Raw genomic sequence first — 13301 nt, forward strand, 5'->3', positions numbered from 1 at the left:
CAAGATCCCCTACCAACCACGGCCGACAGATCAGGCACCCGTCCCCGCTTGACGAAACCCATAGGGACACCCCCCCCGGAAAGGAGATGTACCGAGATGGCAGCGACATTGCAGGGCAAGCGGATCGCCTTCCTGGCCGCCGACGGCGTCGAGGAGGTCGAGTACGTCCAGCCACGCGAGGCGGTCGAGAACGCAGGCGCGACGGCCGAGCTGGTCTCGCTGAAGCCTGGTTCCATCCAGTCCTTCAACCACCTGGACCACTCCAAGACGTACGACGTGGACGTGACCGTCGACAAGGCCGACGCCGCCGGCTACGACGCGTTGGTGCTGCCCGGAGGGGTGGCGAACCCGGACTTCCTGCGGGGCGACCCGGACGCGGTGCGGTTCGTGAAGGCGTTCTTCGACGCGGACAAGCCCGTCGGGGTGATCTGTCACGGCCCGTGGACGCTGATCGAGGCGGACGTGGTGCATGGCCGTCGGATCACCTCCTGGCCGACCCTGCGTACCGACCTGACGAACGCGGGCGCCACCTGGGTGGACGAGGAGTGCGTCACCGACGGCAACCTGACCAGCAGCCGCAAACCCGACGACCTCCCCGCCTTCTGCGAAACGATCACCAAAACCTTCACAACCCCCTAACTCCCACCCCCCAACCCTGTTGATCATGAAGTTATTGCCACCTCGCACGGCGTGTCGTGGCAATAACTTCATGATCAACGCTGACGGGGCGGGGTTGGGGTTGGGGCGGGGGGTTGGGGCGGGGGTTGGGGTTGGGGTGGGGGCGGTGGGGGTTGGTTTTTTGGTGGGTTGGCGCATGTTCTGCGGCTCGCGGGATAGAAGGCCACATGACCACCGAAGCCTCAGATGCGCCGGTACTGAGCCGTCAGCAGATCCGGCTGCTCATGTTGGGCCTGATGACCGGCATGCTGCTGGCCGCACTCGACCAGACCATCGTCGGTACGGCGCTGCCGACCATCGTGGGCGAGCTGGGCGGGATCAACCACTACTCGTGGGTGGTCACCGCGTACCTGCTCGCCTCGACCGCGTCGACGCCGCTCTACGGCAAGATGGCCGACCTGTACGGGCGTCGGCCGGTCTTCCTCTTCTCGATCGGCACGTTCCTGGTCGGGTCGTTGCTGGCCGGGCTGTCGCAGAACATGACCCAGCTGATCGTCACCCGGGGTATCCAGGGTCTCGGCGCCGGTGGTCTGCTCACGCTCGCGTTCACCATCATCTCGGACGTGGTGTCTCCCCGGGAACGTGGGAAGTACCAGGGCCTGTTTGGCGCGGTCTTCGGGATCTCGTCGGTCGCCGGGCCGCTCGTGGGCGGTTACTTCGCGGAGACCGACTGGAGGTGGATCTTCTACATCAACGTGCCGCTGGCGATCCTGGCGATCGTCGTCTGCTACCACGTGATGCGGCTGATCCCGTTCGAACGTCGGGACCACTCGATCGACTGGCTCGGTGCCGGTCTGCTGGTGGCCGGGGTGAGTTCCCTGCTGCTCGCGCTGAGCTGGGGTGGCAACGAGTACGCCTGGGGCTCTGGCGTGATCATCACGTTGTTCGTGGTCGGTGCGGTGCTGGGGGTGCTCTTCGTCCTCCAGGAGGCCCGGGTGGCCGAGCCGATCCTGCCGCTGCGGCTGTTCCGGAACGCCACCTTCGCGTTGGCCAACTCGGCGCTGCTCATCATCGGTCTGGTGATGTTCGGTTCGATCATCTTCATTCCGCTGTACCTGCAGATCGTGAAGGGCGCCTCGCCGACCCGAAGCGGTCTGCTGATGCTGCCGATGATGGCCGGCATCATCATCACCTCGATCCTCACCGGCCGCGCGATGACCCGGATCGGCCGGTACAAGTGGTTCCCGGTGGCCGGTTCGGCGACCCTCCTGGTCGGCATGTTCCTCTTCACCCAGTTGGAGGTGGCCACCTCGCTCTGGGTGGCGTTCGGGTACATGGTGGTGATCGGCGTCGGGCTGGGCCTGTGCATGCAGTCGCTGATCCTGGCGGTGCAGAACGCGGTCTCGGTACGCGACCTGGGTGCCGGCACCTCCTCGGCGACCTTCTTCCGGTCGCTGGGTGGTTCGTTCGGGGTGGCGATCCTCGGCACTGTGCTCTCGTCCCGGCTGACCGGTGGGCTCGCCGACCGGTTGCCCGGCGCGATCGCGCAGCTCCCGCCGCAGGAGCAGGCAGCGGTCGCGGCGAGTGGCGGCGCCAACATCTCGATCAACGATCCGGCCACCATCCTGGCCCTGCCGGGGCCGGTGCGCGCGGCCATCCAGGGTGCCTTCGTCGACGCGCTGGACATGGTCTTCCTGACCGCCGGCCTGATCGCGATCGTGGCGGTGGTGGTCACCCTGACCCTGCCCAACACGCAGCTGCGGGGTGCCGGCCCGAAGGGTGCCACCGGTGGCGCCGACCCGCTCGGCGGGGAGGCCCCGGCTCCGGGCGGCAAGCCGTTGACCCGCGAGTCGAAGGAGGAGGCGGCCGCCGACATGGAGGCCAAGTCCCAGACGATGATCTGAGCGTCTCGACACCGACCGTCCCGGATCGCTCCGGGGCGGTCGGCGTCAGCCGGGGCGTGGGTGGTCAGGCGGGGCGCCCTACTTGAGGATGAGCCGGTTCGTCTTCTCGAAGACGTCCAGGTCGGCAAGGGTTTCGATGACCGAGGTGGAGAGTGGGGTGGGAAACCGGTCGCGGGCGAAGAAGCCGGCGTCGGTGGTCTCGTCGGTGACCCGGGCCAACTGCCCGTCCCACTCCTCCACCTTGAACGCGGTCGTGAACACCTGGTAAGTGTGCCCGTACATGTTGGTGCTCGTCCGGTCCGGGCCGGTGTAGAGGGCGAACGCGCAGACCCGCAGCGCGCGCAGGCCGGTCTCCTCACGGACCTCGCGTACCGCGCAGTCGGCTATCGACTCGCCCAGCTCCATCGCGCCGGCCGGCATGGCCCACTGGCCGTTGTCCGAGCGTTTGATCAGCAGAACGCGTCCGGCGTCGTCGTTGACCACGGCACGAGCGCCGACGAACATCAGCGTCCGATCGCCGGCGATCGCGCGCAACTGCCCCACGTACGAGTCGGCCCAGGAGATGCTCACCTGCGACAACTTACCGGGGGTTCCCAACGTGTGACCGGCGACACTAGCTTGTTACCCATGCGTAGCACGATGATGGACGCCCCTCTGCAGATCTCCCGGATCCTCGACCACGGTGCACTGGTGCACGGCTCGGCCGAGGTGGTCACCTGGACGGGTGCCGAGCCCCGCCGGATGACGTACGCCGAGGTGGGACGGGCCGCCGCCCGGCTGGCACACGGGCTGCGCGACGAGTGTGGGGTGACCGGCGACGAGCGGGTCGCGACCTTCATGTGGAACAACAACGAGCACCTCGTCGCCTACTTCGCGGTGCCGAGCATGGGTGCGGTGCTGCACACGCTCAACATCCGGCTCTTCCCCGACCAGGTCGTCTACATCGCCAACCACGCCGAGGACCGGGTGGTTCTCGTCGACAGCACGCTCATTCCGCTGCTGGCCCGGGTGATCGGTGAGCTGACCACCGTGCGGCACGTCGTGGTGGTCGGCGGTGGCGACCCGGCGCCGCTGGTGGCCGCGGCCGGCGACCGGATCACGGTGCACCACTGGGACGCGTTGCTCGCCGACCGACCCGACACGTACGACTGGCCGGAGGTGGACGAGCGCGACGCCGCCGCGCTCTGCTACACCTCGGGCACCACAGGCAACCCGAAGGGCGTGGCCTACTCGCACCGGTCGATCTACCTGCACTCGTTGCAGGTCTGCATGCCTGAGGGTTTCGGCCTCGGGCCGACCGACCGCGAGTTGGCCATCGTGCCGATGTTCCACGCCATGTCGTGGGGCCTGCCCTACGCGGCCTTCCTCTCCGGCGCGTCGCTGATCATGCCGGACCGGTTCCTCCAGGCCGCGCCGATCGCCGAGATGATCGCCGCCGAGAAGCCCACGCTGGCCGGTGCGGTGCCGACCATCTGGACCGACCTGCTGGCCTACCTGGACACCCACGACGTGGACACCTCCTCGCTCGGTGAGGTGATCGTCGGCGGTTCGGCGTGCCCACCGGCGCTGATGCACGCGTTCGACGAGCGGCACGGTATCGACGTCATCCACGCCTGGGGGATGACCGAGATGTCCCCGCTGGGGTCGGTCTCGCGTCCGCCCGCCGGTGCGACAGGTGACGATGCCTGGCGCTACCGCTACACCCAGGGGCGGGTGCCGGCGGGCGTGCAGGCGCGGATCGTCGGCCCGGCGGGCGACCCGATGCCCGCCGACGGCACGGCCGTGGGTGAGCTGGAGGTCCGGGGGCCGTGGGTGACCGCCCGGTACGTCGGTGACGACGCCCCGGACGAGGAGAAGTTCCGCGACGGCTGGCTGCGGACCGGCGACGTGGGCACCCTCTCGCCGGACGGGTACATCAACCTGACCGACCGCGCCAAGGACGTGATCAAGTCCGGCGGCGAGTGGATCTCGTCGGTGGAGTTGGAGAACGCGCTGATGGCCCACCCGGCGGTGCTGGAGGCGTGCGTGGTGGGGGTCCCGGACGAGCGATGGGACGAACGTCCGCTGGCCACCGTCGTGGTCCGGGAGGGCGCTTCGGTGACCGCCGAGGAGTTGCGGGACTTCCTGGCCGGGTCGGTGGCGCGCTGGCAGTTGCCCGAGCGCTGGGCGTTCATCGACACGGTGCCGAAGACCAGCGTGGGCAAGTTCGACAAGAAGGTCGTCCGTTCGCGGTACGCCGAGGGCGAGCTGACTGTCCGGGAGCTGACAGCCCCGTAACGTTTTCCCCGGCAGTGTCGCCTGTTGGGGCGGGACTACTCCTGAACCCTCCCCAGGGGCGGCCCCGGCGTTCGCACCGCGCCGGGGCCGCCCGCTCCACGCGGGGTAACCCGCACCGTCATTGTTGCGAAACTTGTTCGCTTCTGTCCTGCTGACGGGGAAATCGGGTGGTCGGCGACCCGATCAGGCGTCGCTGGTGGTGATGAGCACCTTGCCCACCGTCGAATCCTCCACCGCCTGGTGCGCCGCGGCGGCCTCCGCCAGCGGGTAGTAGTGCAACGGCAGGCCGGCGTCCGCGCCGACCCGGATGCCACCCTGGCTGGCCGCCGCCGCCACGTCCTTCACGCCCTGCGCCTTGGCCGCCTTCGGCTCGGTGTAGACCAGGACGAACTGCCAGCGGGCGTTCGGCGCCATCATCGCCCGGATCGGGATGCTCACCTCGTCCCCGCCGTTGTCGGCGTACATGCAGACCGCGCCGCCGTGCCGCAGCACCCGTGCGTCGACCGAGGCGTTGCGGGCGGGGGCGACCTCCACGATCGTGTGGACCCCGTCGGGAGCGATCTTGTGGACCTCCTCGACCACGTCCTGCTCCCGATAGTTGATCACGAAGGATGCGCCGGCCGAGGCTGCGAGCTGGGCCTTCTCCGCGCTGCTCACAGTGGCGATCACAGTGGCGTCGGCCCAACGGGCGAGCTGGATCGCGGCGTTGCCGACCGCGCCCGCGCCGCCCTGCACCAGCACCGTGTGATCCGCCAGCGCGCCCGCCCGCAGAGTGTCCGGCATGAACTCGCCAGCCGTCAGACAGCGGTGCGCGGTGAGGAACGGAATGCCGAGGGCCGCGCCCAGCTCGAACGGAGCGGCACCGAGGCGTACCGCCTGCCGGACCGGCACCAGCGTGTACTCCGCCGTCGTGCCCCACTGTCGCTGCCAGGCGGCCTCCCAGACCCACACCCGCTCACCGATCAGGTCGGGATCGACCCCGTCGCCGACCGCCTCGACCAACCCCGCGCCGTCCTGCCCGGGGATCTGCCACCCGTTCGGCGGGCTGTTGCGTCGGGACTTCCAGTCGGTCGGGTTCACCCCGGAGACCGCCATCCGCACCAGGACCTCGCCCGCCCCCGGCTCGGGCACCGGGCGGTCGACCAGGTTGAGCACCGAAGGGTCGCCGTTGCGCTCGTACACGATGGCCTTCATCCGTGGTCTCTACCCGGCTCGAACCGGGTCAACCCAGCTCGTCCACCAGCTCCGGGGTCAGCTCACCGATCGCGTTCAGCGTCACCACGGCCAGCCCGGCGGCGTCCGGATCGAGCGGGTACGAGCCGTGCGGCACCGCCACCACCCGCATCCCCGCCGCCGCGGCGGAACGCACCCCGTTGGACGAGTCCTCCACCGCCACACACCGGGTCGGGTCGACGCCGAGGCGCTGCGCCACGCTCAGGTACACGTCCGGTGCGGGCTTGCCCCGCTCGGTCTGCTCGGTGGAGAGGGCCGCGCCGAACGCGTCGGTCAGGCCGGTCGCCGCCAGCGCCGCCTCGATCAGCCGGGTCGGCGACGAACTGGCCAACCCGAGCGGCCACCGCGCGGCCAGCCCGCGAACGACCTGGTCGGCGCCGTCGATCAGGGGTACGTGGTCCCGGTAGCGTCGGGCCATCTCCTCGACAACCTCGACGGCGACCTGCTCGGCGGTGCGGTCGACGCCCAGCTCTCCGCTGAGGTAGTGCGCCCACTCGCCGGTGCTCATCCCCATCAGTCGGCGTTGCGTGTCGGGCTGCCACGTCCCGCCGTGCGCCGCCACGTACGCCCGCCGGACCTCCTCCCACACCGGCTCGGAATCCACGATCACGCCGTCCAGGTCGAAGACCACAGCATCAGTCACGGGCCCATCCTGCCCGACCGGTGGGTGCCCGGTCAGCCGGGCAACGCGGGCAGACCGAGCGGGCTGCCCTCGGGAAGCAGGGTGTGGGCGGACCGGGCGATCGGCTCCAGCAGCTCCCGCAGCCGGTCCGTGTCGTCGGCGCCGAGCGCCTGCCAGGGGTGCGCGGCGGCCAGGTCGGTGGCGTCCTCGATGGCCTGGAACTCGGCCCGGGCGTGGTCGGTGGCCGCGCCGTCACCGGTCAGCCAACCCCGCTCGGTGAGCCGCTCGCGGGCGGCCTGCCACTGCTCCTCGGACCAGCCCCGGCCCAGCAGGTACTGCGGTGGCGAACCGTCCAGCGCGACCCGCACGGTCAGCGTCTCCACCGGGTCCAGGCCGGCGGCCACCAGCGCCGCCACGTGCCCGTCCCCCCGGTGCTCCCGCAGCGTGGTCGCGGCCTGCCAGAGCCGCGCCAACGGGTACTCACCGGCCGGGAGAGCCGCGTTCGCCGCGCCGAGCACCCGGCCGGCGGTCTGCGCCGCCGATGCGGCCCGTTCCAACAGGTCGGCGGCCTCCACGAGGTGCGACTCAGGAAGCTCGTAGGTCAACTCGGCCAGCGCCTGCACCGCACCGGTCAGGCGGGCGCGCAGCGCCTCCTGGGGAGTGGCCAACCGCCACACCGCAGGCAGTGCCCGGGTCACCATCGGCGGCGCGAAGTTGAAGAAGGCGGCGATCACCGGGGCCGCCTCGGCGGCTCCCAGCGGCGCGGCCCGGCCGGCGAAGTAACCGCGCCAGTAGCCGCGCAACCCGACCGCCTCGTACGCGGCACGCGCCCGGGGGTGAAGGTAGGTGACAGCGTGGACCGGCTCGAAGTACGCCCACATCGACCGGGCGGTCCGCCCAGGCTCGTCCAGCGCAGTCACATGCACCTCCGCGTCGCGGTTCCGGATGCTCACCCCGGGCGGCGAACCGCCCGGGGTGACGCCGAACCTACTGCCGCTGGGTGACGGGCCGGAAGCCCCATGTGAACAACTCCATCCCGTCCCGGCGACAACCGGGACGATCCGGACAGGTCACTGGGCGGCGAGCACGTCCACCACGAAGCGCAGCGGACCGGTCGGACGTCCACCGGCGTTGGCCTCGTCGTTGCCGTACGCCAGCTCGCCCGGGATGTCGAGCTGCACCCGGCTGCCCACTGTCACACCGACCAGGCCCTGGTCCCAGCCCGGAATGACCTGGCCGACGCCGATCGGGAAGGTGGCCGGCTGCCCGGCCTTCCACGAGGAGTCGAACTCCTTGCCGTCCTTGAAGAACACCCCCACGTAGTTGGTGGTGATGTTCTGGCCCTTCTGCACGGCCGGGCCCTTGCCCTTGATCAGCGGGGTGACCACGAGCTTCTTCAGGTCACCCGTGCCCGGCGTCACCGTCGGCTTGGTGCCCAGCGCCGGGTCGGAGCCCTCGGGCAGCTGCGGAGCGGGGGGTGCGCCAGCCTCGTCGGGGGCCGGGGCGGAGGCGGACGGGGTCGCGTCGGCCTGGGTCTTGGGCTTGTCGTCGCCCCCGCCGATCGCCACGAAGACGCCGATCAGCGTCGCGGCCACGGCGAGGGCGGCGAGGCTACTGAGCCCGGCGTTGATCTTCCGCCTCCGGTCGGCGGCCTTCTTCTCCGCCAACTGGGCGGCCAGGCGGCGCCCCGACTTGGTTGCCGGGCTCTGGTCCGGGCCCGTCTGCTGCGTCCGCTCGCTCACGTCGTCGACTCCCTGCTGCGAAGTGTGGCCGGCACCCGGTGCCGGGGGGAAAGCCGACGCACACGGTACCCGCACAGCGGCCCACCGTGCCCGCCGCGGACGCCTCGGATCGCCCAGCGCGACAGTTCCGGGTCTTTCCCCGGCGGTTATTCCGGGACGACCATGAAGTCCGTCACGAACGAGGTGACCCGCCCGTCGGCGGCACGGCCGATCCAGGTGCCGTAGCAGCCGTCGCCCCAACCGGTGGCCACTGTGACGACGTTGGCACCGCTGGCCTCGTCCAACACGGCGGTGATCAGCCCCGGAACCGGGGACGAGGGCAGCTCGGCCGGGATGAAGACCTCCTCGACCAGTTCCTCGTCCCAGCCCTCCAGGACGGCGAGGGCGGTCGGGTCGGCGAAGGTGCCGACGCCGGCATCCACCCCGTAGCCGAAGTAGTCGTCAGCACCGAGCGTGGCCACGTCCTGGTCACCCGCGACGGCCGGCTCCCAGCGGATCGTCGGCTCGGCCGAGACGACCAGCTCCAGCGCCGCGACCCGCCGGTCCACCTCGGCGTCCTCCCGGAGCACCACAGCCACCCAGGCGCGCGCGGGATGCCGCCCCGGCGGCACCGTCACGGTGAACGGCTCCGCCTCCGGGCAGACCAGCGGGTCACACCCGACCACACGGCCGGTCGGCAACACGATGTCGCCCACCGGGTGCACCTCGATCAGGTATCCGCCGTGCTGGTCGGTGAAGCGGGCGCCGGGCGTCAGTAACCGGTCCAGATCAGGGGTGTACGGCATGGGGGCTCCTCCGGTCGCCAGCGGCCGGCGGAGCGTACCCGGCGAGGCGGACACCGCCGCCGCTGCCGTACGGTCAGGCGCTCTTGCGGGGTGCGGTCTTGCGTGCGGCGGTCTTCTTCGCCGGCTCCGCCTTCTTCGCGGCGGTCTTCTTGGTGGCGGTCTTCTTCGCCGGCTCCGCCGCCTTCTTCTCGGCCGTCTTCTTCGCCGCGGTCTTCTTCGCGGGTGCCTTGGCCGCCTTCTTCTCGGCTGCCTTCTGCGCCGACCGGGCCGACGAGATGGGCGTCGGCGCACCCCCGCCACCACCCCCGCCGGCGGGCTGCTCGCCGCGAGCCGCCTTGGCGCGCTCCACCGAGGCCTTCAACGCCGCCATCAGGTCCACCGCCGCGGCCGGGGCCTCCTCGACCTCCTCCGGCTGGACGACCTCCCGACCCTCCACCTTGGCGTCGATGACCTCCTGCAACGCGGCCCGGTAGTCGTCGGTGAAGACGTCCGGCTCGAACTCGCCGGTCATCGAGTCGATCAGCGAGCTGGCCATGGCCAGCTCCGGGGGGCGCACCTTGAGGTCCTCGTCGAGGAAACCGAAGTCCGGGGTACGGATCTCGTCCGGCCAGAGCATGGTGTTGAGCAGCAGCACACCCTCACGGACCCGCAGCGTGGCCAGCTGCTCCCGCTGGCGCAGCGCCACCTTGACGATGGCCACCCGCTCCGAGTCGATGAGCGCGTCGCGCAGCAGCACGTACGGCTTGGTAGCGGCGCCCTCCGGCTCCAGGAAGTACGCCTTGTTGTAGAGGATCGGGTCGACCTGCTCGGCCGGCACGAACTCCAGCACGTCGATCGCACGGGAGCTGGTCAGCGGCAGGTCGGCGAAGTCCTCGTCGGTGAGGATCACCATTTCGCCGCCGCCGATGTCGTAGCCCTTGGCGATGTCGTCGTAGGTGACCTCTTCGCCGCAGACCGAGCAGGTGCGCTTGTAGCGGATCCGGCCGCCGTCCTCGCGGTGCACCTGGTGGAACCGAATGTCCTTCTCCTCGGTCGCGGAGTAGAGCTTCACCCCGATCGAGACGAGCCCGAACGACACGGCTCCCTTCCAGATGGCACGCATCCTGCGCTCCCTTCCCCGGTATCGACCATGCTCGCATCCGAAGGAACCTGACGCGAGGTGTTCGGCCCGCTACTACAATTCGGGTCGTGCCCGGAGCGCCGCTCAAGCCGATGCTCGCGATGACCGGGCCGCTCCCGGCCGGCGACGGCTGGGCGTACGAGTTCAAGTGGGACGGCGTCCGCGCCCTGGCCGACATCTCAGGCGGCGGTCAACACCTCTATGCCCGCTCCGGCGTGGAGATCACCGCCGCGTACCCGGAGTTGGCAACCCTGCCCGAGCAGGTCGACGACGCGCTGCTCGACGGTGAGGTGGTGCTGCTCGGCCAGGGTGGGCAGCCGTCGTTCACCGCACTGGCCGAGCGGATGCACGTCCGGGACCGGGCCAAGGCGGCCCGGTTGGCAGCGGTCATGCCGGTGACTTACATGATCTTCGACCTGCTCCGACTGAACGGCGACGACCTGACCGGCTGGCCGTACGAGCGCCGCCGGGAGGCGTTGGACGCGCTGGCGCTCGGTGGCCTCCGGTGGGCGGTGCCGCCGATGTTCACGGACGGGCCGGCGACCTACGAGGCGGCCGGGGAGCACGGCCTGGAAGGTGTGATGGCCAAGCGCTCCGGGGCCGTCTACCGCCCGGGGGTGCGCTCGCCGGACTGGGTGAAGGTCAAGCTGGAGGTGACCGGCGACTTCGTCATCGGCGGTTGGCGACCGGGCGCGCGCCGGATCGGCGGGCTGCTGGTCGGGGTGCCCGGCCCAGATGGCCGACTGATCTACCGGGGTCGGGTCGGCGGCGGGATCGGCGCGGCCATCGAGCGGCAGCTCCTCGCCGAGCTGGAGCCGCTGCGCTCCGGCGTGTCACCGTTCGCGCCGGGGGTGCCGCGCGAGGATGCGCGGGGCGCCATCTGGGTAGAACCCCGGGTGGTGGTGGAGGTGAAGTACGGCCAGCGCACCCCCGACGGCCGGCTGCGCTTCCCCCGGGTGCTGCGGTTGCGCCCGGACAAGCCTCCGGAGGAGGTCGACGATGCCGGCTGATCGGCTACGGGTGGACGTCGAGGGCCGTGCGCTGGAGCTGTCCAACCTGGACAAGGTGCTCTACCCGGCGGCCGGGTTCACCAAGGGTGAGGTGATCGACTACTACACCCGGATCTCGCCGGTGCTGCTGCCGCACCTGCGGGACAGACCGGTCACCCGGATCCGCTTCCCCAACGGGGTGGACGACAAGTCGTTCTTCGAGAAGAACACGCCGGCGGCGACCCCGGACTGGGTGCGGGTGGAGAACCTGCCGGCGCCCGGGTCGACGAAGGGTCGGGAAACCATCGACTACGTGGTCGCCGACGACCTTCCCACCCTGGTCTGGCTGGCCAACCTGGCCGCGTTGGAGCTGCACACACCGCAGTGGAAGGTGGGCCAGCACCCGGACATGATGGTCGTCGACCTGGACCCGGGCCCGCCGGCCGGGCTCGCCGAGTGTTGCCCGGTGGCGGTGCTGATGCGCGACCGCCTCGCCGACGACGGCATCGAGTCGTACCCGAAGACGTCCGGCAAGAAGGGCATGCAGCTCTGCTGCCCGATCGCCGGCACCCAGACGTCCGACCTCGTCTCCGACTACGCCCGGCGGATCGCGCAGGAGTTGGAGAAGGCCCACCCGAAGCTGATCGTGTCGAAGATGGCGAAGAACCTTCGACCGGGCAAGGTCTTCATCGACTGGAGCCAGAACAACGCGGCGAAGACCACAGTGGCGCCGTACTCGCTGCGGGCCCAGTCGGTGCCGTCGGTGTCGACGCCGCTGACCTGGGACGAGGTGGAGGCCGGCGCTCGCGGCCGGAAGCCGGCCGTCCGCCAGTTCACCGCCGCCGAGGTCCTGGCCCGGGTCGAGGAGTACGACGACCTGCTCGGCCCCCTGCTCGACGGCGGCCCGGAACTGCCCACCCACTGACGCGGCGCAGCCGCCACCAGGCGCCGCCGACCAGGGCGAGCGTGAGGACTGTGACCGCGACGTCGCCGGCCAGGGCCGCTGCCGGGCTCGCCGGGGAGTAGGGCGGCACCAGGTACGCGAATGCTGCGGCGATGACCAGGCCCGCCGACCCGGCCGTCAGCACGTGCGGTTGCCCCCAGCCGCTGCCAGACGACCAGTAGGCGATCAGGGCCCCGGCGGCGGCTGCCAGCGTCAGTGCCACAGTCACTCCCGCCCAGCCGGGCGTCAGGTCGCCGCCGAACCGGACGAGGACGACCGGCAGACCCACCCAGAGCGGGTGCGGCACCCGACGGGCCCGACGCGGGCGGGGATGACGCCAGCGGGGCAGCAGGGCGACCGCGATCAGGGCGACGACCACCACGGCGGCGAAGGCCAGTTGGAGCGGGCTGGCCAGGAAGCCTTTGTCCCCGTTGATGTCCGAGAAGATGAACAGACTGCCGAGCAGGTAGGTCAGACCGACGACGAGGAGGCCGGGGCGGCCCAGCCACGGCCGCAGCCGGCGGTCCGCACCGAGGAACGACTCGATCAGCACGATCGGCGCGCAGATCGTCAGCACGATGTGGTTGCCGACGTAGTCGAACGCCTGCCGGAGGCTGAATTCGAGCCCCGGCACCAGCGACGCCTCGGCGGCGGCGCGGGTGTCGGCGTACTGCGTGTCGTCCAGGAAGTCGGGGTTGAACAACGACTGGTCGACCAGCCCGGCCTGGAGTACGCCGAACGCGGCGGCGAGCAGCACGATCGTCGGCCAGCCCGCGCCGAGGTGCCGGGCGGTCTCCCGGATGAGGATCGCCGCACCGCCGTACATCGGGCCGAGGAAGATCAGCACCGGGAGGAAGTCGTCGATGGCGAAGCCACCCCACGAGCACTCGGCCGCCCACGGGGCGAGCAACAGCAACGCGATCACCGGCAGGAGCCGCCGGCGAAGAGGCAGACGGTCGGCGGATACGAGACGGTCGGCGGCGGGGCGGTCGGTGGCGGGGCGGTCGCCGGTGACGGGGTCGGAACCGGTCGGCATGGGCGCTCCTCGGCGGCGTTCTCTTCGGGGTC

General features: G+C 70.8%; 13 protein-coding genes. 5 read left to right on the top strand and 8 right to left on the bottom strand.

What is annotated here, in order from left to right; translation table 11 throughout:
• Positions 1–96: 96 nt before the first annotated feature.
• Positions 97–639 carry a type 1 glutamine amidotransferase domain-containing protein gene (locus ACLQ3F_RS16520; RefSeq protein WP_425849844.1) on the top strand — a complete coding sequence of 181 codons (543 nt, stop codon included), beginning with the start codon at positions 97–99 and terminating at the stop codon, positions 637–639.
• A gap of 206 nt (positions 640–845) precedes the next feature.
• Positions 846–2522, top strand: a complete 1677-nt coding sequence (locus ACLQ3F_RS16525; protein ID WP_425849847.1) for an MDR family MFS transporter — start codon at positions 846–848, stop codon at positions 2520–2522.
• Between the two features lie 78 nt (positions 2523–2600).
• Here ACLQ3F_RS16525 and ACLQ3F_RS16530 read toward each other — a convergent pair whose 3' ends face one another.
• Positions 2601–3092 carry an NUDIX domain-containing protein gene (locus ACLQ3F_RS16530; protein WP_357203793.1) on the bottom strand — a complete coding sequence of 164 codons (492 nt, stop codon included), beginning with the start codon at positions 3090–3092 and terminating at the stop codon, positions 2601–2603.
• A gap of 72 nt (positions 3093–3164) precedes the next feature.
• Between ACLQ3F_RS16530 and ACLQ3F_RS16535 the strand changes: the two genes are divergently transcribed.
• Complete coding sequence (locus ACLQ3F_RS16535) at positions 3165–4799, top strand: fatty acid--CoA ligase (RefSeq protein ID WP_357203803.1); 1635 nt, start codon at positions 3165–3167, stop codon at positions 4797–4799.
• Positions 4800–4982: 183 nt separating this feature from the next.
• On the opposite strand, the gene ACLQ3F_RS16540 is transcribed toward ACLQ3F_RS16535, so the two are convergent.
• The 6 genes from ACLQ3F_RS16540 to ACLQ3F_RS16565 form a co-directional block, all read right to left on the bottom strand.
• Complete coding sequence (locus ACLQ3F_RS16540) at positions 4983–5993, bottom strand: NADPH:quinone reductase (protein WP_425849849.1); 1011 nt, start codon at positions 5991–5993, stop codon at positions 4983–4985.
• Between the two features lie 28 nt (positions 5994–6021).
• Complete coding sequence (locus tag ACLQ3F_RS16545; RefSeq protein ID WP_425849852.1) at positions 6022–6675, bottom strand: HAD family hydrolase; 654 nt, start codon at positions 6673–6675, stop codon at positions 6022–6024.
• 32 nt (positions 6676–6707) lie between these two features.
• Positions 6708–7535, bottom strand: coding sequence for an SCO6745 family protein (locus tag ACLQ3F_RS16550; RefSeq protein ID WP_425850298.1), 828 nt, complete (start codon positions 7533–7535; stop codon positions 6708–6710).
• 189 nt (positions 7536–7724) lie between these two features.
• On the bottom strand, positions 7725–8396 hold the full coding sequence (locus ACLQ3F_RS16555) for an FKBP-type peptidyl-prolyl cis-trans isomerase (protein ID WP_357203787.1): 672 nt from the start codon (positions 8394–8396) through the stop codon (positions 7725–7727).
• 146 nt (positions 8397–8542) lie between these two features.
• Positions 8543–9181, bottom strand: a complete 639-nt coding sequence (locus ACLQ3F_RS16560; protein WP_425849854.1) for a DUF4241 domain-containing protein — start codon at positions 9179–9181, stop codon at positions 8543–8545.
• 73 nt (positions 9182–9254) lie between these two features.
• Complete coding sequence (locus tag ACLQ3F_RS16565; RefSeq protein WP_425849857.1) at positions 9255–10283, bottom strand: Ku protein; 1029 nt, start codon at positions 10281–10283, stop codon at positions 9255–9257.
• An 86-nt stretch (positions 10284–10369) separates the two neighbouring features.
• On the opposite strand from ACLQ3F_RS16565, the gene ligD (ACLQ3F_RS16570) reads away from it, so the two are divergent.
• Both ligD (ACLQ3F_RS16570) and ligD (ACLQ3F_RS16575) read left to right on the top strand, forming a co-directional pair.
• Entirely contained in the window at positions 10370–11311 is a 942-nt protein-coding gene (ligD, locus tag ACLQ3F_RS16570) for a non-homologous end-joining DNA ligase (protein ID WP_355004944.1), read from the top strand.
• Positions 11301–12215, top strand: a complete 915-nt coding sequence (gene ligD / locus ACLQ3F_RS16575; protein WP_425849860.1) for a non-homologous end-joining DNA ligase — start codon at positions 11301–11303, stop codon at positions 12213–12215. Before ligD (ACLQ3F_RS16570) ends, ligD (ACLQ3F_RS16575) begins: the two co-directional genes overlap by 11 nt.
• Here the strand turns inward: ligD (ACLQ3F_RS16575) and ACLQ3F_RS16580 are convergent.
• Positions 12124–13269: a hypothetical protein gene (locus tag ACLQ3F_RS16580; protein WP_425849862.1), complete on the bottom strand. Its 1146-nt coding sequence runs from the start codon at positions 13267–13269 to the stop codon at positions 12124–12126. The two genes, ligD (ACLQ3F_RS16575) and ACLQ3F_RS16580, sit on opposite strands and share 92 nt — an antisense overlap.
• Positions 13270–13301 lie beyond the last annotated feature (32 nt).

The organism is Micromonospora sp. DT15 (assembly GCF_049841475.1).
In the GTDB taxonomy this organism is placed as follows: Bacteria; Actinomycetota; Actinomycetes; order Mycobacteriales; family Micromonosporaceae; genus Micromonospora.

Excerpts from the sequence above, each read along its gene's own strand:
- ACLQ3F_RS16520 (WP_425849844.1), top strand. The coding sequence starts at position 97 with ATGGCAGCGACATTGCAGGGCAAGCGGATCGCCTTCCTGGCCGCCGAC.
- ACLQ3F_RS16525 (WP_425849847.1), top strand. The coding sequence starts at position 846 with ATGACCACCGAAGCCTCAGATGCGCCGGTACTGAGCCGTCAGCAGATC.
- ACLQ3F_RS16535 (WP_357203803.1), top strand. The coding sequence starts at position 3,165 with ATGGACGCCCCTCTGCAGATCTCCCGGATCCTCGACCACGGTGCACTG.
- ACLQ3F_RS16540 (WP_425849849.1), bottom strand. The coding sequence starts at position 5,993 with ATGAAGGCCATCGTGTACGAGCGCAACGGCGACCCTTCGGTGCTCAAC.
- ACLQ3F_RS16550 (WP_425850298.1), bottom strand. The coding sequence starts at position 7,535 with ATGTGGGCGTACTTCGAGCCGGTCCACGCTGTCACCTACCTTCACCCC.
- ACLQ3F_RS16560 (WP_425849854.1), bottom strand. The coding sequence starts at position 9,181 with ATGCCGTACACCCCTGATCTGGACCGGTTACTGACGCCCGGCGCCCGC.
- ACLQ3F_RS16565 (WP_425849857.1), bottom strand. The coding sequence starts at position 10,283 with ATGCGTGCCATCTGGAAGGGAGCCGTGTCGTTCGGGCTCGTCTCGATC.
- ligD (WP_425849860.1), top strand. The coding sequence starts at position 11,301 with ATGCCGGCTGATCGGCTACGGGTGGACGTCGAGGGCCGTGCGCTGGAG.
- ACLQ3F_RS16580 (WP_425849862.1), bottom strand. The coding sequence starts at position 13,269 with ATGCCGACCGGTTCCGACCCCGTCACCGGCGACCGCCCCGCCACCGAC.